Source organism: Paenibacillus polysaccharolyticus, from assembly GCF_900102085.1.
Classification (GTDB): domain Bacteria; phylum Bacillota; class Bacilli; order Paenibacillales; family Paenibacillaceae; genus Paenibacillus; species Paenibacillus polysaccharolyticus.
In genome coordinates this window covers 1-20292 of record NZ_FMVM01000001.1, presented here as the reverse complement: position 1 = coordinate 20292, position 20292 = coordinate 1, and the positions used below count along the sequence as shown (strand labels likewise).

Below are 20292 nucleotides of genomic sequence, written 5' to 3'. Positions count from 1 at the left end.
AACGAAATATGAGGGTATAAATATACGGAACGGGTTGCTCAATGATTTGGACAACCGCTCCGTATTTTTAGCCTCTGTTTTTTCTCCATTAGACTCAGAAGGATTTTCAATGACTGAGGTCGTATATTACAATATGCAGATATTTTATGAAACCGGGTGGTATAGGTTTGAGTGAATTGAATATACGTCACATCGTAGTTGATGGAGATGCTTGCCCGGTCAAGACGGAGATCGCTAACACTGCACGTCTCTTTCAGGTTCCTGTATTACTTGTTTCTTCCTTTGATCATTTGTTGCAAGGGGGGGAAGGTGTACGAACCGTGCAAGTGGATCGTAGTGATCAGAGCGCAGATCTGTACATCGCGAATCATATTAAGCCATATGATGTGGTTATTACGCAGGATTATGGACTCGCGGCGCTGGCTCTTGGCAAACGTTGTTATGTTTTATCTTTTAGAGGCCGAGAATTTAACGATCGAGATATTGATTTTATGCTCGATTCCCGCCATACTGCGGCCAAAGCTAGGCGCAGAGGGCATTATGGGAAAGGCCCAAAACCCTTTACAGAGCAGGATCGAGAAATTTTTCAACATAAACTGACAAAACTTTTGAAAGATTTGCAGGAGAATGTGTAAGTTTATCGAATTATATTTACGTGTTAGAAGAGATGAAGGTGGCCGAGATGAGTACCGGACAAGGCGGAATACCCGAAAGTATTATTGAATCGGTATTGCAACAGCATGATATCGTCGATACGGTAAGCCGATTTGTGCATCTGACCAAGCAGGGGAAATATATGAAAGGCCTCTGCCCTTTTCATTCCGAGAAGACGCCTTCGTTCACCGTTACACCTGAGAAACAGATTTTCTATTGCTACGGTTGCGGCACGGGCGGAAATGCCATCAAATTTAGGATGGAAATCGAAGGGTTATCCTTTCCCGAGGCTGTCAAAACGATGGCAGAAGAAAGTCATATCTCCATGGGTGACTGGCAGGGTCGTGAATCTGCTCATGTAAATCCGGAGACGGCACGTCTGCTGGAAGCTTATGAGCTTACCTCGAAGCTGTATCATTTTCTGTTGAAAAATACAGAGCATGGCAAAGTGGCCATGGAATATTTACGCTCGCGAGGTATTGGTGACAAATTGATTGATCAGTTCCAGATTGGTTATGCGCCAAATCGTTGGGACACGCTCGTACAATTTCTGGAGAAGCGCACTTATCCACTCGATGAGATGGAACGAGGCGGACTTTTGTCAGAACGAAGTGAAGGTCACGGATATGTGGACAAGTTCAGAGATCGAATCATGTTTCCGATCCATGGTAGAAGTGGCAAGCCGATTGCATTTGCAGGGCGGATCTTGGGGGATGGACAGCCGAAATATTTGAACTCGCCAGAAACCAGGTTGTTCAACAAAGGCCGTGTTCTCTACAATCTGCACCAAGCTAAAAATGCAATACGGAAACAGAGACAGGTCATTTTGTTTGAAGGCTACGGTGATGTGATCTCCGCGTGGGATCAGGACGTTCAGAATGGTGTCGCAGCCATGGGAACGGCGCTTACGGAGAATCAGGCTTTAATGATCAAGGGCATGTGTGATGAGGTTATCCTCTGTTATGACGGCGACCGAGCCGGACAGGCTGCCGCAATGAAAAACTTCCCTATTTTGGAGGAGGCTGGATTGCAGGTTAAGGTGGCACTCATTCCTGAGGGACTTGATCCAGATGATTTTATTCGCAAGCACGGCGGTGAACGATTCCGTAACCAGATTGTTGATGGCGCCGTAACAACTACAAAATTTAAGCTTATAAACCTCAAGAAAAACCATATACTGCTAGAAGGCGGCGGACAAATCGCTTATTCCAAAGAAGCAGTGAAATTGATTGCTCCCTTGTCCTCACCAACAGAGCGTGAAGTGTATCTTCGTGAACTTGCTGCTGAAGTCGATGTTTCTTTCGAAACATTGAAGCAAGAATGTAACGAGGAACGGGAAGCGATGAAAAATAACGAGGATTATGGGGATAATAACCCGAAAAGGTGGAATAATGGTAGGCAACAAAATAGGCAGGTGCCTACACCCAATCTGTTGCCGGCATACCATGCTGCTGAGCGCAAACTGATTGCCTGGATGTTACAGGATGATGAAGCGGCTCAGTATGTAAATGAACATCTTGGCGAAGCTTTTAACTTGGATGATCATGCAGCAATTGCTGCTTATCTATATGCCTATTATGCACAGGGCAAACCGCCGGATACAAGTCGTTTTATGTCTTCGTTGCATGATGATCGTCTGGAAAAGACGGTCAGTTCAATCTCGATGATGGATGGCCCGGGTGAATGGAGCGTCCAAGTGCTCGATGATTGCATCAGGGAAGTGTTGAAGTATCCGCGCAAAAAACAGTACGATTTAAAAAAGGAAGAAATGATTGCTGCAGAGCGGGCAGGTGATTCTGTACGCGCGGCACAAATTGCACTTGAGATGATTGCCCTAGAGAGACAGTGAACGTCTGGATGACTTGGATGTTTCTAGGGAGGAGGGAGTCGAGTTATGGCGAATGATCAGCATACTGAACTAGAAACAGAATTGACACTGGATCAGGTTAAAGATCAATTGATTGAATCAGGCAAGAAAAGAGCTTCACTCAACTATAAGGAAATTATTGAGAAACTTTCTCCGTTTGAGCAGGATGCAGAACAAATGGATGAGTTTTACGAACAACTCAGTGACCTCGGTATTGATGTTGTTAACGAAAATGATGAAGAGGTAACCCTTCGTCCTAGCGAGGATTCCGAAAATGGCGGCAGAGATGGCGACGATGAGTTCCACTTTGACGATGATCTGAGCTTGCCACCTGGAATCAAAATTAATGACCCTGTACGGATGTACCTGAAGGAGATCGGACGTGTACCTTTGTTGTCAGCTGATGACGAGGTGCAACTCGCAAAACGGATCGAAAACGGGGATGAAGAAGCGAAGCGCCGTCTGGCTGAAGCGAACCTTCGTCTCGTTGTAAGTATTGCGAAACGTTATGTAGGACGCGGAATGCTGTTCCTTGATCTGATTCAGGAAGGTAACATGGGTCTGATTAAAGCGGTAGAGAAGTTTGACCATAAAAAGGGTTATAAGTTCAGTACGTATGCGACATGGTGGATTCGTCAGGCGATTACACGTGCAATTGCTGACCAAGCACGTACGATCCGTATCCCTGTGCACATGGTAGAAACAATTAATAAGCTGATTCGGGTATCCCGTCAACTATTGCAAGAACTTGGACGCGAACCGACTCCTGAAGAAATCGCTGCGGAGATGGATCTAAGCGTAGAAAAAGTGCGTGAGATTACAAAAATTGCTCAAGAACCGGTTTCCTTGGAAACACCAATTGGTGAAGAAGACGATTCCCATCTGGGTGATTTCATCGAGGACCAGGAAGCATTGGCTCCAGCAGATGCTGCTGCCTATGAGCTTTTGAAAGAGCAACTAGAAGATGTTCTGGACACATTGACGGAGCGTGAAGAAAATGTTCTTCGTCTGCGTTTTGGTCTGGACGATGGACGTACGAGAACACTTGAAGAAGTTGGTAAAGTTTTTGGTGTTACTCGTGAGCGTATTCGTCAGATTGAAGCCAAGGCTCTTCGTAAATTGCGTCACCCGAGTCGAAGCAAACGACTTAAGGATTTCCTCGAATAATTAAACTGTGGGAGACTTTCTGCGAGACGCTTTGGCGGCGGCGGGGTCTCCTTTCGTTTTAATTTGAACGGTTAGATTTCTTTCTTTTGGAAATTCATCCTTGAAATGTTTGATTGGATTTTATTTTATCGCTTTTCTTTACGCAATGCAAATCAATAAATTAAATGAATGGTGTAGGTGCCCCATGAAACTTTCGAATCGATTACAACAAATACATGACCAAATTCCTGAAGGTAGTCGGCTGGCGGATATTGGATCAGACCATGCTTTACTACCCGTCGCTGCAATCCGTAGTGGACAAGCGGTGAGTGCAATAGCTGGGGAAGTCAATCCGGGTCCTTATGATGCGGCTTCTAAACAGGTCAGTGATGCCGGACTTCAATCGCAAATCACGGTACGTCGTGGAGATGGTCTCGATGTCATTACTTCTGGAGAGGTTGATGTAATTACCATTGCTGGCATGGGCGGCGCACTGATCGCCTCCATTTTAGACCGGGGAATCTCCAAACTGGAAGGTGTGCAGCTTCTGATTCTGCAACCCAATGTAGGCGAGGATATTTTGCGACGCTGGCTACTTCAGCATCATTGGGTTGTCGTGGCTGAGCAACTTCTTGAAGAGGATGGCAAGATTTATGAAATTATTACCGCAATGCCGCAAGGGAGCAGCCCAATCACGAATGAAGAGGTATATCGTGCTCGCCCGTTACAGGGTGACGTGGAGTTAACTGAAGATTTGCTACTGCGTATGGGGCCGTACTTGGTGGACCGTGCAACAGACGTATTTTTTGCCAAATGGGAAAGTGAGATACTTAAATTACAGAGTGTGGTACAGTCCATCTCCAAGTCCGATCAGGATTCTTCCAGGGACAAAGCAGCAGAGGTGGAACAGCTTATCATGAGTTTGAAGGAGGTATTGGCATGTTTGCCAAAGGTCAAACCGTAATTCAATTTATGGAGCAACTTGCTCCTAAACATCTGGCAGTACCCGACGACCGTATTGGCTTGCAGCTGGGAAGTCTGCAAAAGGACATTACCCATGTGCTTGTAGCGCTGGATGTCACGAATGAGGTTGTGGATGAAGCGATTCGGATCGGAGCCAATCTGATTATTGCCCATCATGCGATTATTTTCCGTCCCGTAAAATCACTCAGCACCGATACGCCTATGGGCAAATTGTATGAAAAGCTGATCAAGCATGATATCGCGGTTTACATCAGTCACACGAATCTCGACGTGGCTGAAGGTGGTATCAATGACTGGATGGCTGAGGCGCTTGGCATTGAGAGCAAGGAAGCACTCGAGGATGTGCACACAGATCAGTTGTACAAGCTGGCGGTATTTGTGCCTAGGACGCATCATGAGCAGGTACTGCAGGCGATTTTGGAAGCTGGAGCAGGTAGTATCGGTCAATATAATAAATGCAGTTTTAGCACCGAAGGAACAGGCACATTTGTACCTGGTGAAGGGAGTCAGCCTTTTATCGGATCACAGGGACAGATGGAACGTGTGGAAGAAATGCGGATTGAAACGGTTGTACCTCAAAGTTTGCGCGGTAAGGTCATTCAGGCGATGTTAAAAGCGCATCCCTATGAAGAAGTGGCATATGACCTTTATGCAATGGATTTAAAAGGGCGTACACTTGGCCTAGGACGTCTTGGTCCTCTTCGGGAATCTAAAACACTTGGCGAGCTGGTAGAGGTCGTGAAAGCCCAATTAAATGTGCCTCATGTGCGCGTTGTCGGCGATTTGAACAAAAGAATCAAGAAAGCGGCTGTGCTAGGCGGCTCGGGTAGCCGTTATGTGCTCACTGCACGTTTCAAGGGTGCGGATGTCATTGTAACCGGAGATATTGATTACCACACGGCACATGACGCGTTAATGGCAGGGATATGCATTATTGATCCGGGTCATAACACGGAGAAGATCATGAAACCGAAAACAGCAGATTGGCTTCGTGGCCGACTAGCGGATCAGCGATACGAGACACAGGTCACTGCATCTGAGGTGGATACTGAAGTATTTCGTTTCTTGTAAAAGAGAGCATGTAGCCTGATTTCCATTAATATTTAGCTTGTGTGGGACAGCAAATGCCTGTATACTATGTAATGTTGTTCGGAAAGCTTGACAGACAATCGCTGGTGGCCTTTGTTGCCACGAGAGGAAAGTCCGGGCTCCACAGGGCAGGATGCTGGATAACGTCCAGTCAGCGCGAGTTGAAGGATAGTGCCACAGAAATGGACCGCCGATGGCCGGGTTTCCCGGCACAGGCAAGGATGGAACCGAGGTGTAAGAGACCCCGAGGAACGCTGGTGACTTCGTTCCTGGTAAACCCCATCTGGAGCAAGACCTAATGGGACACGGTCGCCTCTTTGGAGGAGACAGCCTTAGCCCGAGGTGTGTCTAGGTTGGTCGCTTGAGCTGTGTAGCAATGCATGGCCTAGATAGATGATTGTCGCTTCTGGTGGGAGGGTAGTTCCCGTTTGAACCACGAAGAGCACAGAACCCGGCTTACGGTAAGCTTTCCTAACTGCAACAACAACTTTTAAAATGAAATGTTCTGTTCACGACGGGACAGGTTATATAAAATAAGGCAGCAGATTCGGATTAACGAATTTGCCGCCTTATTTTTTTGTTTTTAAGAAAACCGCCTATCCCATACATGGAATAAGCGGTCAACTGTTATGGTGATCAATTACAGATGATTACAGTTTTCATGTTTTACCGATCAGTTACATGGTAACGACATGGTCTGATTGATTGGAAGCATGCCAGCGCTGAATCGCGCGATCCATTCGCTCCACGGCCTCAGGAAGAAGTTCAGGGTCAGTATGAGTAAAGTTGATACGCATCCGGTTAAGCTCTGGCGTGCCGGCATAGAAGGAATCTCCAGGCACGATGCACACTTTTTCCTGAATGCCATAAGTAAATAGATTGCTGGCGAGCATACCTTCAGGTAATTGTAGCCATAGGAACATTCCGCCTTGTGGGGAGTTCCATGTAATGCCATCCCAGGATTTAGAAGCCATGAGTGTGGTTAGTTTTTTCATGCGCTCTTCATAGTCCTGAGAGATGTGGCGAATGTGGCCATCCAAATCAAAGGTCTCAAGCAAGGCATGGAGTGCCCGCTGATCAATGCTACTCGAATGCAAATCTGCGCCTTGCTTGGCCCGAGCAGCGATTTTGACAATGTCGGGTGCAGCCAGAATCCAGCCTGTACGAAGACCTGGGGCTACTGTTTTGGAAAAGGTACTGGTGTAAATCACGTTAGATGGTCCTTCATAGGAAGCGGCATCGAGTGCAGCTAGAGCGGGTACGTCCAGCTGTTCCGGGTTAAAGCGGATTTCGCCGTAAGGGTCATCTTCCAGAATAAGTACACTATATTTACGGCACAAATCTACGGCTTGTTGTCTTCTTTCCCGTGACCAAACTTTTCCTGTCGGATTGGAGAACGTAGGGTTAATGTAGACGAGTTTAGGACGATGCAACTGAAGCTGTTCCTCGAGTGATTCAGGCAACATGCCGTGATCATCACAAGCGACTCCATGAGATACTCCTTGATAGGATTGAATGACTTGCAAGGCGGCTAGATAAGTGGGTGATTCCACGAGCACGCGATCACCGGGATCTAAAAGGATTCGGCAGATGAGATCAATTGATTGCTGTGATCCAGTAGTCAAAAGCATATGATCAGGTGAGGCCGGAAGTCCTTTCGATTCCAGACGCTCGGCGATTTTGACACGAAGAGGACGGTAACCTTCCGTTTCAGCATATTGAAGAGCGGCTGATCCGCTCATAAATACTTTTTCATACGCCAGGCGTATAGCTTCCAGTGGAAATGAAGTCTGTGCTGGCAATCCACCAGCAAGTGATATCATTCCAGGTGCCTGAGCAGCCTGCAACATGTCGCGAACGACAGAGGACGGGGTGTTTTGTGCCATTTTAGACCAAGGTGTACTCATATTATTCTCATCTCCTGTTATTCACTGTTATACTGATATTATAAACTATATTAGACGTAGCGCACTATAACAGTAAAACAACGATCATAACAGTTAGGGGGATGAGCAGACATGCATATTGAGCTTAAAAGGGGAAGCAGTACCAAATTATATATGCAGATTGCTCTGACCATTGCAGATCGTATCCGCTCAGGTTTGATTGAACCGGGAACGAGGTTGCCATCTGTTCGTAAGATGACCGCTGATTTAGGCGTTAGTTTGGTAACTGTAACTAAAGCATATGCGGAACTGGAGGCTATACAACTCGTTCGTTGCTCTCAGGGAAAAGGCTGTTATGTAAGGGGAACAGAGCCTTCCGATCAAATGTCCAGAGAAGCAGCTGCCCATAGCAAAATGAGCACCAGCGACTCCGGTGTTTCGTTAAACTGGCAGATGACACTGGTAGATTATTTACCCAGAGCACAACTGTGGAGACATTTTGACGCATCCCCTCAAGTCCGATATGAACTGCATATGTCAGCGATTCAGCCTGAGTTATTACCTACGCGTGATATTATCAATAGCGCCTATCACTTGTCCTCAGATCATGCAGAGCGCATGGCGGCCTATGGATCATTTCAGGGGGATTGGGAACTAAGACAGACTTTTGCAACACATTTTGCTTCTCGCGGACTGCAAGTTACGCCCGAAAGAATGTTAATTACAAGCGGAGCACAGCAGGGGATTGATCTGGTAGCTCGTACATTTATCGGTCCTGGAGATGTCGTATATATGGAGGCACCAACGTATACAGGGGCTATAGATGTGTTCACGAGTCGAGGAGCCAAAATCATTACCGTTCCTATGGACAATGAAGGTATGCGTATCGATCTGCTTACCCGCTTGTGTGATACATATCCGCCCAAGTTAATCTATACGATCCCTACATATCACAATCCGACAGGTGTGACGATGAGTACTCAAAGACGGGCCCAATTGCTAAATATCGCACAAAGTTATCACTGCCTCATTCTGGAAGATGATCCGTTTGCAGATTTATACTTTCGTGAGCCGCCACCGGCTTCGATTAAGTCCATGGATAGTGCGGGGCATGTGGTTTACATTAAAAGTTTCAGCAAAGTACTCTCCCCCGGTTGCCGTGTAGCTTGTGCTATAGCCGATGGAAGTGTGCTTACCCGCCTTGTGGCCGCGAAGTCTACGGCCGATCTGGGGAGTCCGTTATTAACACAGAAAGCACTTCAGGCTTATATTCAGGAACAGTATGACACTTACGTTCATCAGCTTCGAGAAGAACTCTACTCGCGCTTATGTGTCGCCTCAGAGGTGCTCGAGCAGTATGCAACGAACGAGATGCAGTGGCGTCTTCCTGAGGGAGGGCTTAATTTATGGCTCGAATTGCAGGGGAATATGGATATGCATGAACTGCATCGGCAGTCCCTCGCTGCTGGCGTGTCTTTTCTGCCTGGTTCAGCCTGTTATGTTGCGGAAAGTGACACAACGAGTTTACGAATATGTTTCACTGTGACGAGTAGTGAAGCGCTGAAGCAAGGGCTTCGAATTCTGTGTACTGTCATTGAGAGGGTCTCATCACAACAAGCTGGGGCAACGGCGGACAGGCTACCGCTCATTTAATTTTTAAGAATATGGACATCCATCCATACCACATCGGGTTCACTGCAATAGGTTATAGTATCACTTGAAAGGGAGTTGGTTTGAAATGATGAACCATTGTTGTCCAGAGGTTTCACCGATTGTATGTGACCCGATTCAGGTTGTTCAGGATTATTACATTCCACAGATCGTACCTGTAATCCACCCGATTGAAGTTGTGAAGCAACACCACTGTGTTCCAATACCTCATCATATGTACCCCGTTGTTATCAGAGAAGAAGGTCCAATGTATGTATCCAGCCATAAGAAAAAATCCGTGAAAAAATCTAGCAAAGCCCGCTCGACTTCTCGCAAGCGCTAATCGCAGTTAACGCCCCGGGAAAAAGAATCAAACCAAAGAGCAGCATACGCCCCGGGGCGCAGCTGCTTTTGTTTTGGTATAATCGACCAGAAAAACGTACACAGTCCACTCTGATGTCCGAATAACCTGGAGATTAACGCTTATCCCAGAAGTTAAGGTTATTCAATAAGATATTATTGGATATATTTTTTCATCGTGTTATCCATCTGCTGTCTGACATGCTGAGGCCAGAACTGTAACGGAGCACTGCTTCCCGATGCGGCTTGCAACGCTTTGTATACATCGATCTGACCATAACCGTAGTACTTATCATGGCCGGGTTCCCCTAGATCAATTACACTTTGCCGCATCAGATCCATAACCTCCGTATTGGTCAGATCCGGGTTCAACGAGCGAATTAATCCTGCAAGTGCTGCGACGTGCGGACTAGCCATGGATGTGCCTGACAGAGCAGCGTACTGATTGTCCGGGTACGTACTGGCAATACTTGATCCGGGAGCCATGACATCCACATAGTCTCCATAGTTGGAATAAGAGGCTTTATTCATATCCGGGTCTGTAGCAGAGACCGCAAAAACTTCGGGATAAGCAGCAGGATATCCTGGACGCTCGGTATTATCGTTGCCGGTTGCAGCGATAAGTACGATATCCCGGTCAAAAGCGTATTTAATAGCATCATGGAGAAATTGAGCGTCCGCATAGTTACCAAGACTCATATTAATGACTTTGGCGCCATGATCGGCTGCCCAAATGATGCCCTCAGCAACCGCATACGTTGTACCTGATCCCGAGTTGTCCAGTACTTTGACAGGGAGCACCTTATTGTACCAACTCATGCCAGCTACACCTTCGTTATTGTTTACAATCGCTCCGATGATACCGGCAACATGGGTACCATGACCCACATCATCGAGCGGTTTGTTGCCCGGATTCACGACATTGTATCCCTCGAGCAATTTTCCTTTGAGATCCGGGTGATTCACATCAACACCTGTATCTACCACGGCTACGATAACATCTTTGTTGCCCTTCGTAATATTCCACCCGCGATTTGTCTCAATGGCAGGCAGATTCCACTGATAGTCCGAGAACAGTACATCGTTAGGGATGGGTACATCCGGTTGTTCAGCGGCCGTTTCATTGGTTAAGTACATATAGTGGGGTTCCATATACAGCGGATTCCATTTACTTCCGAAATAATCTCGCAATTGTTTATAATTCATCGTTTCAGACCGAAAAACATACGTATAACCGAGCTTGCGAGCAGACTGCGTCTTCACGTCAGAACGAATGATGCGCATATCTCGTTCACTCGGATCTTGCCGGAAACGAATGACGATTTCATTTTCGTAAAAATGGCTTGCATTGGCGTTGTCATGCCCGGTTTTTACCGTGATTTCGTTTAATGTGTCGGGATGAACCGATTCGATTTTGAATTTCCCTTCACGTGGATAAGGAATCATCCGCAAATTTTTACGCTGATGCTCTTCCACGGCATTTAATACACTTTGACTAAATAGAGCGATGATGGCTCGTTTGCCATCCTTGGAGGGTTGTGCCATGACAAAGTATTTTTCTTTTCCAAGGGGAAACGAAGAGGACTCGAAGCTTTGACGCTTGTGTACCGCTTTTTTTGCCAAATTCATTGCATGAGATAATTTTTGTTGCTCCAGTTTACTGCCTTCTTTGAACGCACGATCAAATCGTTTACTCGATGAGTCATCCATATTCATTAATTGAATAGACCGCATGTGCCCGTGTGAATCTTGAAGATCTTTCATATAACGGGTAACCTGTGCATCTGTCATCGTGTTCGTTTTATCCAGTATGACACCGAGGTGCTGTTTGGCATCTACACGGGTCAGCAGATCGGTGGCTTTGATATCCTGAACTTTCAGACGCTGCTTGCTTGCATGTTCCTTCTGAGGATTCTCCTGCATAGCGCTTGGCTTGGGTACGGTACGGTTGGATGTTGGAAGCAGTAAGGTCAGCGCTAAGGCGCCCGCACCTGCTGCGAGAGCCCAGTTGATCCACCTTGGTCTGGACATAAGACAGAACCTCCTCGTTCATTTTGGACAATGACTTATACGGCGTGCTTGAACGCATCGTCGTTGTCACGGATGTAGTTATCGTTAGGAGAAGCACATATTTTTATACAAAAGAGTTTCGAGTCATTGCATGTTCCGAAGCATATATCATGACAGGAATGGAAAGCACGATTAAGGGATACCGCTCGTCAACTTTTTATGGTAGGATTATATCTGAGTATTCAAAAGGTCAGGAAACAAACATGGTTTGGCCTACCTAGATGTAAAAATGTAAGGACTTATTTAAGGGGGAGCTACCTTTATGTCAGCAGCCAATGTACAAAAAACATGTGAGTCAACCAGAGAAAAGTTAAAACCGGCGATCGATCGGATCGAAAAGTTTTTGAATGAAAATGCTTTGCCTGAACTGGATCAGAACCAGACGGAGGAGTCAACCGCCTTCTACAAAGGTTTCCTTTCAGATCTCCGTCATTTGCTCGTTTTTTCTGAAGTTTCTTACGAAAAACTTGGCGTTGTGCTGCGTCGTGCCAACTTTGATGTCGAATTTGCCGAAAAGGCTCTTTATAATACGTATCACCAAAGTGTGAACAGCTTTTTCTATCCGAAAAATGAGTGCTACTCTGAGGACGGAAGATATGCTTATACAGGTCAGGATGCCATCCGTTTCCGTGATAAGCCGATTCGGGCTGTACGCGACGTCATTTTGGAAATTTCCAAGACTTATGAAGAACTTCGTGACGACTTGGCCTATTACGAGAGTGATTATCTGACCCAGCGTCGTATGCAAAGCCAACGTAACCACGCCTAATATTTCGTAACAGACAGACCGCCCTTGTGGCGGTTTTTTTTGTTTGGATGTAAGGATGGAACGTTCGTTTCGACCTGAATGGCTTTAGACAAAAACGTATCCTGATACATGTTATCATCTGGCATTTTGCCGAAGAATATCGGATTTGGCGCGTGGGAACATTAGATGTCGAGGTGATAAAAAATGAGCCATGACAAACCAATTGTCAAATGCAGCGTTTCCAACTGTCATTTCTGGGGAGAAAACAACTTTTGCCAGGCTGATGCTATCATGATTGACATTGACCAGCACGCTACCCGTCGTCTGCATGAGGAATTTGCCGGAGAGACTTTTGACTCCGATCATCATGATCATGCGCGTACCTCTTCAGCAACATGCTGTCACACATTCAGACCCAAGTAAGCAGTCATCCAATCCACTAACGGAGGTGCTTTCACGTGAAGAATGATGATTTCAATGACGAACATTTGGATCGTTACAACACAGAATCGCAGAGCCAACAACAGCGCCAGCGTGTGGATTATCCAAGAAAAGCATATCGTGAGGAATACGGTGCGGAGATTACGCCGCGAGCAACCGTAAGAACCAGGGAGAGCGACCGCGTGCATTCAGATGCAGTACCGCAGAAACATGAGGCAGACCGTGTAATGGAATCTTCAGGCCGTGTTGCGGGTTATATGGGTCTTGCCTTTGGTATCGCATCATTGTTCATGTGGTCGATTGTACTTGGTCCGGCAGCGGCCGTGCTTGGCTATTTCGCTTATGTGAATGGCCGTAAAACAGCAGGAGCCTGGTCGATCGGATTGGGTATCGTTGCAACGTTGAGTTACTTTTTTATGATTCCTTTTGCTCGATAAAAAGTGGACATTTGTTCATGGGAAGAGAGAGTTATCCTCAGATCTCAGGACAATAGAAAAGCCTTCTGTATTCACTTCCTTATGGTGAATCAGAAGGTTTTTTCACATTTGCGCATATTTTTAACGCCTAATCAGCTATTTTTTATGAAAATGATGGAACCTGTCTGTAAAACCATGTAGAATAAAGTCATATAGCTTGAATGAAACGGGAGTGGAGTTAACTCATGCAAATTGATCCACGCAATTCGCGGCAATTATTGGAGTTGCAATTGTCCAATATCAATAATCAAACGAACGGATCAGCTGTGCCAACTGGTTCGACGACTGACTTTTCAAATATGATGGATGGACTGTTAAATGCGGATAATCGTAGTCTGAGCGATGCGGAAAATCAAATTTCGACCTCTAAGCGATCCAATGACGGTTTGTTGTGGTTGCAACTTGGCAGTACTTACAGTCCAGATTTGAATACAGTAAGTTCTTCGCGAGCGGGCAGTCTGGAGTCGTTACTTGCTTCGAATAATGCAGGACAAGCTGATTCCGGCAAATCCTTGCCTACGGATTTCGAATCACTGATCTCACAGGCCAGTGCGAAGTACGGCGTACCTGAATCTTTAATCAAAGCGGTCATCGATACAGAATCGGGTTTTAATCCGAATGTTGTCTCTTCGGCAGGTGCGAAGGGGCTGATGCAATTAATGGATGGTACGGCAGCCGGACTTGGTGTGAGTGACTCTTTCGACCCGGGTCAAAATATCGATGCAGGCACCAAATATTTATCCCTTCAGCTTCAGCGTTTTGGCGGGCAGGAGAAAATGGCTTTGGCAGCCTATAATGCTGGCCCAGGTCGGTTGTCCAGACTGGGTGTTACCAATGATAATGAACTGATGAGCATGCTCCATTTGTTGCCTGTGGAAACGCAAAATTATATTACCAAAGTTGAACGGGCTCGTTCCAAATATTCGATCTAAAATGGACATCTTCTGAGCATGTCCCAAACAAAGAGATCCAGCTTAAAAGGCAGGCCTTCATTGCCTACTTTCAGTTGGTCTTTTTTTTGTGTTGTACGGAGATCGTGGTACAATGCTCACTATAGGTTAATGAACGAACGAATAAGGAAGGTGCACCTTGTTTTGAAATATTTTGATTATGCGGCTACGACTCCTCCATATCCAGATGTGGTTCGCACAATGGCGGAAATTATGGAAACACAGTTCGGAAATGCGTCGTCGATTCATGGATACGGTGAACGTGCAGATCAATTACTACGCCGAGCGCGGACAGGTTGTGCTGCTGCAATCGGTGTAAAAGCAGATGAAATCGTATTTACATCCGGAGCAACGGAGAGTAATAATCTTGCGATCAAGGGGGCTGCACTTCGGTATAGTTCACGGGGAAAACATATTATAACTACGGCAACGGAGCACGCGTCTGTGTATGAGAGTGTGTTGCAGTTACAGCAATGGGGATGGGATGTAACCTTTATCCCTGTAGATTCAAGAGGTGTCGTTACTGCTGAGCAGGTACTAAAAGCTGTTCGTTCGGACACCGTGCTTGTTAGTCTGATGCATGTGAACAATGAGACGGGTGCGATTCATCCGGTAGAAGAGATTGGTAATCTGCTCAAAAAAAACGCGCCACGGGTCCTTTTTCATGTAGATGGCGTACAAGGTTTCGGAAAAGTGCACGTTGCACCAGCCAAATGGAAAGCGGATCTGTACAGTTTGTCCGCTCATAAAATCCGTGGGCCGAAAGGTGCCGGGCTCCTCTATGTGAGAAGTGGCGTAGAGCTTATACCACTGCTATCCGGTGGCTCACAGGAGCATGGGCTCAGGGCAGGCACAGAGAATACGGCTCTGATTGTGGGTATGGCCAAGGCAATGCGGATCGCCACAGAAAGGCAGATTGATTTTTCGAGTCGAATTCGCATACTTCGAGACCGAGTGATGAAGACGATTGCTGCTATCCCGGAGCTCGAGCTCAACAGTACGCACGACGGAGCGCCACATATTGTACATTTTTCCTATCCTTCTATGAAAGCAGAAGTAGCCTTGCATACCCTGGAGCAACTTGGCTGTACGGTGTCTACCCAGTCGGCATGCTCCTCGCGTTCGGCTGAGCCAAGCCGGGTGCTGCTTGCCATGGGAAGAGATGTTGCCTGTGCCGCTGGGGGATTGCGAATTAGTTTCGGTGACGAACATACAGAAGAGGATGCAGCCATGCTGGAAAAGGCACTGCATCAGATGGTGGCACAATTACGGCCACTCGAAAGGCGGATGTAAATTAAATGTTGAATTATGATATGCTACTTCTCCGTTTTGGAGAGTTTATGTTAAAAGGAAAAAATCGTGCGCGATTTGAGAAAACGATCATCACTCAAGTCAAGGCACTTCTTAAGCCTTATCCAGGGGCAAGTCTGCGTAAAGAATATGGCCGAGTCTACGTGGATCTTGGTGGTGAATCCCACATACAGCTTATTCCCGTGCTCAAACGTGTATTTGGTGTAGCGTCCATCAGTCCTGTGAAAGTAACCCCTTCCGATATTGACGAAATTGTTCAAACTGCGGTTGCATTTATGGATGAACGAGCTGAAGAATTCGGTGAAGTCACGACCTTCAAGGTAAACGCGCGTCGAGTGTGGAAGGCCTTCCCGCATTCTTCTCATGAAACAAATCATTTGGTCGGTTCACCGATTCTGCGCAAATTTCAACAGTTAAAGGTCGATGTTCGTGACCCTGGTATCGAGTTACGTGTAGAAATTCGCGAACAAGGCACGTATATTTTCAGTGAAGTCATTCCTGCCGCAGGTGGATTCCCGCTTGGAACAAATGGCAAGGCGATGGTTCTTTTATCGGGGGGGATAGACAGTCCCGTAGCTGCATGGTCATCTATGCGCCGGGGACTCGAAGTCGAGTGTGTGCATTTTTATAGTTATCCTTTTACCAGTCAGCGGGCCAAAGAAAAAGTGATTGATCTTGCCCGCGCGCTTGCAGATCACGCGGGTTCGATCAAATTACACCTGGTTCCATTTACAGAGATTCAGACCGCATTCACCCAGTTGGGTCAAGATAATCTGATTATTACCTTAATGCGGCGTTCCATGCTACGAATTGCCACCAAGCTGGCAGAACGTGAACGTGCTCTCGCGCTGATTACTGGTGATAGTCTGGGTCAGGTGGCAAGCCAAACTCTTCCGAGCATGAATGTCATCGGCCGCGCTACGGACCTGCCTCTGCTGAGACCGCTGGTCATGATGGACAAGCAGGAGATTATTTCACTTTCCAAACAGATTGGAACGTATGATATCTCGATTCTGCCTTATGAAGATTGCTGTACATTGTTTGTTCCAAAATCACCATCCACCAATCCGAATCTGCGGATTGTGGATAAAATCGAAGCAACGATGAGCCATCTGCCGGAATGGCTGGATCAAGCGGTAGAACAGACAGAAACGATAACTTTGTATGCCGGGGAAGCTTCAGTATTGACGGGGCAGCCAGAGAACAGTGAAATGAAGGATGACTGGTTTTAAATGTGGTGGTTATTTGGGGCATGCCGAATTAGAGGTAGACATAACAAATGAAATGTAAATAGAACGCAAAAAGAACAGGACTAACCTATGTGAGAAGGGGTTAGTCCTGTTCTTTTTGTGAGACGTTATTTCGTAAATGTATTGCTTGTATTGCCTCTATTTCCTTGGCTCGTCTATGAGTAGGAACGTTGCTGTTTAGCTTGGGCTTTCTTACTTGTAGTTCGTTTACGGTAACCAAGAAAAACAACACCTCCAATCACTACAGCGATGAACAGGATGCGGATTGCCGGATGCTCCGTGAAAAAAGGCATAATCCGTTTCTCTTCAGTAATCATATTTGCAGCAGTATAACCTAGTACCATAGCGCCAACATAGATAATCCAGGGAAAGTGGTTCATCAGTTTGATGAACAAGGTGCTACCCCAAACGATAATCGGGACACTGATCAGCAATCCGAGGATAACAAGTACCAGATGTTGTTGCGCAGCCCCCGCTACGGCAATCACATTGTCTAGTCCCATGGCTGCATCCGCAATGATGATTGTACGAACAGCGGCCCAGAGGGAAGTATCGGCTTGAATGTCATTGTGCTCCTCTCCCTGATCTGCCAGCAGTTTATAGGCAATCCAGACCAGGAGTAGGCCTCCTGCGAGTAAGAGCCAAGGCACTTTGAGCAACCATAATACAACGACGGTGGCTGCAATCCGAATGAGAAGTGCACCGCCTGTGCCGAACAGGATCGCCTTTTTTTGCACGGAAGGATGGAGATTTCTGGCTGCAAGACCAATGACGATGGCATTATCGCCAGCCAGGATCAGATCAATAAAGACAACATTCAACAAGGACAGCCAGAATGTTGGACTAAGTAGCTCCATTTGATATGTCACTCCTTATATATTCTTCAAACACTAAGAATAGCATGTACATCTTTCACATACAAGTTAGAGTGGGGGGATGAGGAGATGGATACGCTATGGCTGTTAACACAAATTTTAATGATCAATCTGGTATTGAGTGGAGATAACGCGGTTGTCATTGCAATGGCGAGCAAAGATTTACCTCCAGCTCAACGTAAAAAAGCAGTATGGTGGGGAGCACTTGGTGCAGTACTTCTACGTTGCATACTTACTTTCGCGGCTGTACTGTTGCTGGGGATTCCTTTTATTCAGGCGGCAGGCGGGTTGTTATTGTTCTGGATTGCGCTGAAGCTGCTGCTTCAAAACAATGATGAGGTACATATCCGTAACGCATCCACAACCTGGAAAGCGATTCAGACAATATTGGTAGCTGATTTTGTGATGAGTCTGGATAATGTATTAGCGATTGCTGCATTGGCGGATGGAGACCTCGCTCTAATTGTTATCGGGATTGCTATTAGTATTCCTATTGTAGTATGGGGTAGTGGTGTCATTGTGGAACTGCTCAAACGCTTTCCGATTCTGGTGTATGCGGGATCAGGAATACTTGCGTTTACCGCAGGAGAAATGTTGATGAGAGACCCGAAGCTAGGGGAGTGGCTGGGCGGAATGGCAGCACAGGCTCATGCAATGTTACCAGCAGCGTTAGCTTGTCTGGTTATAGCGGCGGGAGGGGCACATAGATTCGTTCGCCGAAATGCCTAGATGTCAACATGAGTTGGAATTTGCTTTTTGTTTGAGGGGGCTGTCCCATAAGTCGTAAAAAAACTTGGGATAGTCCCATTCTCCAAAATTATGCAACAAAAAGAAACCGTTCCTTGGTAAAATGGAAGTGCGACCCACCATTTACAAAAGGAGACGGTTTCTTTGTACATTCAATATACCATGGATCAACTTTTCTTGCCAATGGATTTAGAGACAGATATCCCCGAAAATCACCTCGTGCGTGTCGTAAACGAGGCAGTTCATCGCCTTAGCGACTCCATTTTCTCCGCCGCATACCCTGGTGGTGGCCGTCATAGCTATCATCCTAAAATGCTTACTAAAATCATCATCTACGCCTACACCCAGCGCATCTATTCTTCCCGGCAAATCGCCAAGGCGGTTCGCGAAAATATCATGTTCATGTGGCTCGCCGGGCGACAGCAGCCAGACTTCCGTACCATCAATCGCTTTCGTTCCGAGCGGATGAAAGAGGTTCTGGAAACCGTGTTTACCCGTGTTTTGGAGTTGCTGGTTCAAGAACAATATGTGTCATTAGATCACTATTTTCTGGACGGAACCAAGCTTGAAGCGAGTGCGAATCGCTACACCTTTGTATGGAAAAAAGCTGTCGTCAAGCATCAGGCCAAGCTGCAAGAAAAAGTAAATACCCTGTTTCAAGCCATCGAAGAGGCAGAACACGAAGAGGATACCGCTCATACTGGGGCCGACCTGCCTGAACTTGGTGAAGCCTCGGCGCTCACGGCGGAAAAGCTGGAGCAAGCCGTAAAGCACTTAGAAGAAAAACTCAGCGAGAAACCCAAGGACAAAACGCTGAAGAAAGCGGTGTGCCAGTTGCGGAAGGACTTGCTGCCTCGGCTGCAAAAATATGAGCATCAGCTTCAAACTGCGGGTGAGCGGAACAGCTACAGCAAAACTGACCCGGATGCGACGTTTATGCGAATGAAAGAAGATCACATGCAGAATGGTCAATTGAAGCCTGGATACAATGTACAGATCGGAACAGAAAATCAGTTTGTTTTGGGCTACAGCGTACACCAGCGGCCCACGGATACCAAATGCCTGAAACCCCATCTGGATCATCTGGAAAAAATGCTAGGCCGAAGACCGGAGACCGTCATTGCCGATGCGGGGTATGGTAGTGAGGAAAATTACAGTTATCTGGAGGAAAAAAACATTCAGGGTATCGTGAAGTACGGGACATATCACAAGGAAAAAACAAGGGCTTTTCAGCGAGCTATGGATAAAGTAGACAACTGGAGTTACAACGAAACGTCAGATACGTGGACCTGTGCGGCTGGACAGACATTACATTTTCGCGTGGAACGTCGGACAGTGACGGAGAGCGGCTACCCGATTCGCACCCGTCATTACCTGAGCGAAGATTGTAGCCAGTGCCCCATGAAATTGACATGCACCAAGGCGCAAGGAGATCGGGAAATTGCTATAAGCCTGACCTACCTGCGGCAAAAAAATGAGATGCGAGAACGCCTGCGCAGCGAGGAAGGATATCGTCTTTCCGTTCAGCGCATGATCGAGCCTGAAAGCGTGTTTGGACACATGAAAAACAATCGGGGATTCCGAAGATTCCTGCTTCGCGGCTTGCAAAAAGTAAGCTTGGAGGTCGGGTGGCTTTGCCTTGCCCATAATCTGCTCAAAAAAGCGACAATGGCGGAAAAACGTAAACGAGACCAAGCAGGATGAACCCCTGCTTGGTCTCGTTCGGACGTATCGGTGTTCATTCTCTTCACCGATGTTCGTTTTAAAGGCTTTTGAGACAGCCCCTTT

Annotated in this window: 18 protein-coding genes and 1 other RNA gene; 16 read left to right on the top strand and 3 right to left on the bottom strand. The window is 46.6% G+C overall.

Annotated features, from left to right (window positions below):
• Window positions 1-167: 167 nt before the first annotated feature.
• From BLQ13_RS00095 to rnpB, 6 genes are all read left to right on the top strand, one after another.
• Window positions 168-635, top strand: a complete 468-nt coding sequence (locus tag BLQ13_RS00095; protein ID WP_373323246.1) for a YaiI/YqxD family protein — start codon at window positions 168-170, stop codon at window positions 633-635.
• Between the two features lie 47 nt (window positions 636-682).
• Window positions 683-2503 carry a DNA primase gene (gene dnaG, locus BLQ13_RS00090; protein ID WP_090915624.1) on the top strand — a complete coding sequence of 607 codons (1821 nt, stop codon included), beginning with the start codon at window positions 683-685 and terminating at the stop codon, window positions 2501-2503.
• 45 nt (window positions 2504-2548) lie between these two features.
• A complete protein-coding gene (rpoD, locus tag BLQ13_RS00085) occupies window positions 2549-3688 on the top strand; it encodes an RNA polymerase sigma factor RpoD (RefSeq protein WP_090914720.1) in 1140 nt (379 codons plus the stop codon).
• Between the two features lie 184 nt (window positions 3689-3872).
• The gene (locus BLQ13_RS00080; RefSeq protein WP_090914718.1) at window positions 3873-4631 is read left to right on the top strand and encodes a tRNA (adenine(22)-N(1))-methyltransferase; all 759 of its coding nucleotides are present in this window, start codon (window positions 3873-3875) and stop codon (window positions 4629-4631) included.
• A complete protein-coding gene (locus BLQ13_RS00075) occupies window positions 4607-5722 on the top strand; it encodes a Nif3-like dinuclear metal center hexameric protein (RefSeq protein WP_090914717.1) in 1116 nt (371 codons plus the stop codon). The genes BLQ13_RS00080 and BLQ13_RS00075 overlap by 25 nt, the downstream gene beginning before the upstream one ends.
• Window positions 5723-5804: 82 nt before the next feature.
• Window positions 5805-6214: RNase P RNA component class A (gene rnpB / locus BLQ13_RS00070), an RNA gene on the top strand.
• A 203-nt stretch (window positions 6215-6417) separates the two neighbouring features.
• Here the strand turns inward: rnpB and BLQ13_RS00065 are convergent.
• Entirely contained in the window at window positions 6418-7647 is a 1230-nt protein-coding gene (locus BLQ13_RS00065; protein WP_090914714.1) for an aminotransferase-like domain-containing protein, read from the bottom strand.
• A gap of 111 nt (window positions 7648-7758) precedes the next feature.
• Between BLQ13_RS00065 and pdxR the strand changes: the two genes are divergently transcribed.
• Entirely contained in the window at window positions 7759-9279 is a 1521-nt protein-coding gene (gene pdxR, locus BLQ13_RS00060) for a MocR-like pyridoxine biosynthesis transcription factor PdxR (RefSeq protein ID WP_090914712.1), read from the top strand.
• A gap of 85 nt (window positions 9280-9364) precedes the next feature.
• Entirely contained in the window at window positions 9365-9619 is a 255-nt protein-coding gene (locus BLQ13_RS00055) for a hypothetical protein (protein WP_244159157.1), read from the top strand.
• Between the two features lie 173 nt (window positions 9620-9792).
• On the opposite strand, the gene BLQ13_RS00050 is transcribed toward BLQ13_RS00055, so the two are convergent.
• A complete protein-coding gene (locus BLQ13_RS00050; protein ID WP_090914710.1) occupies window positions 9793-11667 on the bottom strand; it encodes a S8 family peptidase in 1875 nt (624 codons plus the stop codon).
• Between the two features lie 301 nt (window positions 11668-11968).
• Here BLQ13_RS00050 and BLQ13_RS00045 point away from each other — a divergent pair, with 301 nt between their 5' ends.
• The 6 genes from BLQ13_RS00045 (at window position 11969) to thiI (ending at window position 16864) form a co-directional block, all read left to right on the top strand.
• Window positions 11969-12475: a YpuI family protein gene (locus BLQ13_RS00045; RefSeq protein ID WP_090914707.1), complete on the top strand. Its 507-nt coding sequence runs from the start codon at window positions 11969-11971 to the stop codon at window positions 12473-12475.
• 183 nt (window positions 12476-12658) lie between these two features.
• Complete coding sequence (locus BLQ13_RS00040; RefSeq protein ID WP_090914705.1) at window positions 12659-12877, top strand: DUF1540 domain-containing protein; 219 nt, start codon at window positions 12659-12661, stop codon at window positions 12875-12877.
• A gap of 35 nt (window positions 12878-12912) precedes the next feature.
• Entirely contained in the window at window positions 12913-13332 is a 420-nt protein-coding gene (locus BLQ13_RS00035) for a hypothetical protein (protein WP_420848873.1), read from the top strand.
• A 224-nt stretch (window positions 13333-13556) separates the two neighbouring features.
• Window positions 13557-14303, top strand: a complete 747-nt coding sequence (locus BLQ13_RS00030; RefSeq protein ID WP_090914703.1) for a lytic transglycosylase domain-containing protein — start codon at window positions 13557-13559, stop codon at window positions 14301-14303.
• Between the two features lie 162 nt (window positions 14304-14465).
• The gene (locus BLQ13_RS00025; RefSeq protein ID WP_090914701.1) at window positions 14466-15614 is read left to right on the top strand and encodes a cysteine desulfurase family protein; all 1149 of its coding nucleotides are present in this window, start codon (window positions 14466-14468) and stop codon (window positions 15612-15614) included.
• Between the two features lie 8 nt (window positions 15615-15622).
• Window positions 15623-16864: a tRNA uracil 4-sulfurtransferase ThiI gene (gene thiI / locus BLQ13_RS00020; RefSeq protein WP_090915618.1), complete on the top strand. Its 1242-nt coding sequence runs from the start codon at window positions 15623-15625 to the stop codon at window positions 16862-16864.
• A 173-nt stretch (window positions 16865-17037) separates the two neighbouring features.
• Here the strand turns inward: thiI and BLQ13_RS00015 are convergent, their stop codons facing one another.
• The gene (locus tag BLQ13_RS00015; protein WP_090914699.1) at window positions 17038-17739 is read right to left on the bottom strand and encodes a TerC family protein; all 702 of its coding nucleotides are present in this window, start codon (window positions 17737-17739) and stop codon (window positions 17038-17040) included.
• An 87-nt stretch (window positions 17740-17826) separates the two neighbouring features.
• Here BLQ13_RS00015 and BLQ13_RS00010 point away from each other — a divergent pair, with 87 nt between their 5' ends.
• Together BLQ13_RS00010 and BLQ13_RS00005 are read left to right on the top strand one after the other, a co-directional pair.
• Window positions 17827-18486: a TerC family protein gene (locus BLQ13_RS00010; protein ID WP_090914697.1), complete on the top strand. Its 660-nt coding sequence runs from the start codon at window positions 17827-17829 to the stop codon at window positions 18484-18486.
• Between the two features lie 162 nt (window positions 18487-18648).
• Window positions 18649-20208: an IS1182 family transposase gene (locus BLQ13_RS00005; RefSeq protein ID WP_090914695.1), complete on the top strand. Its 1560-nt coding sequence runs from the start codon at window positions 18649-18651 to the stop codon at window positions 20206-20208.
• Window positions 20209-20292: the final 84 nt, after the last annotated feature.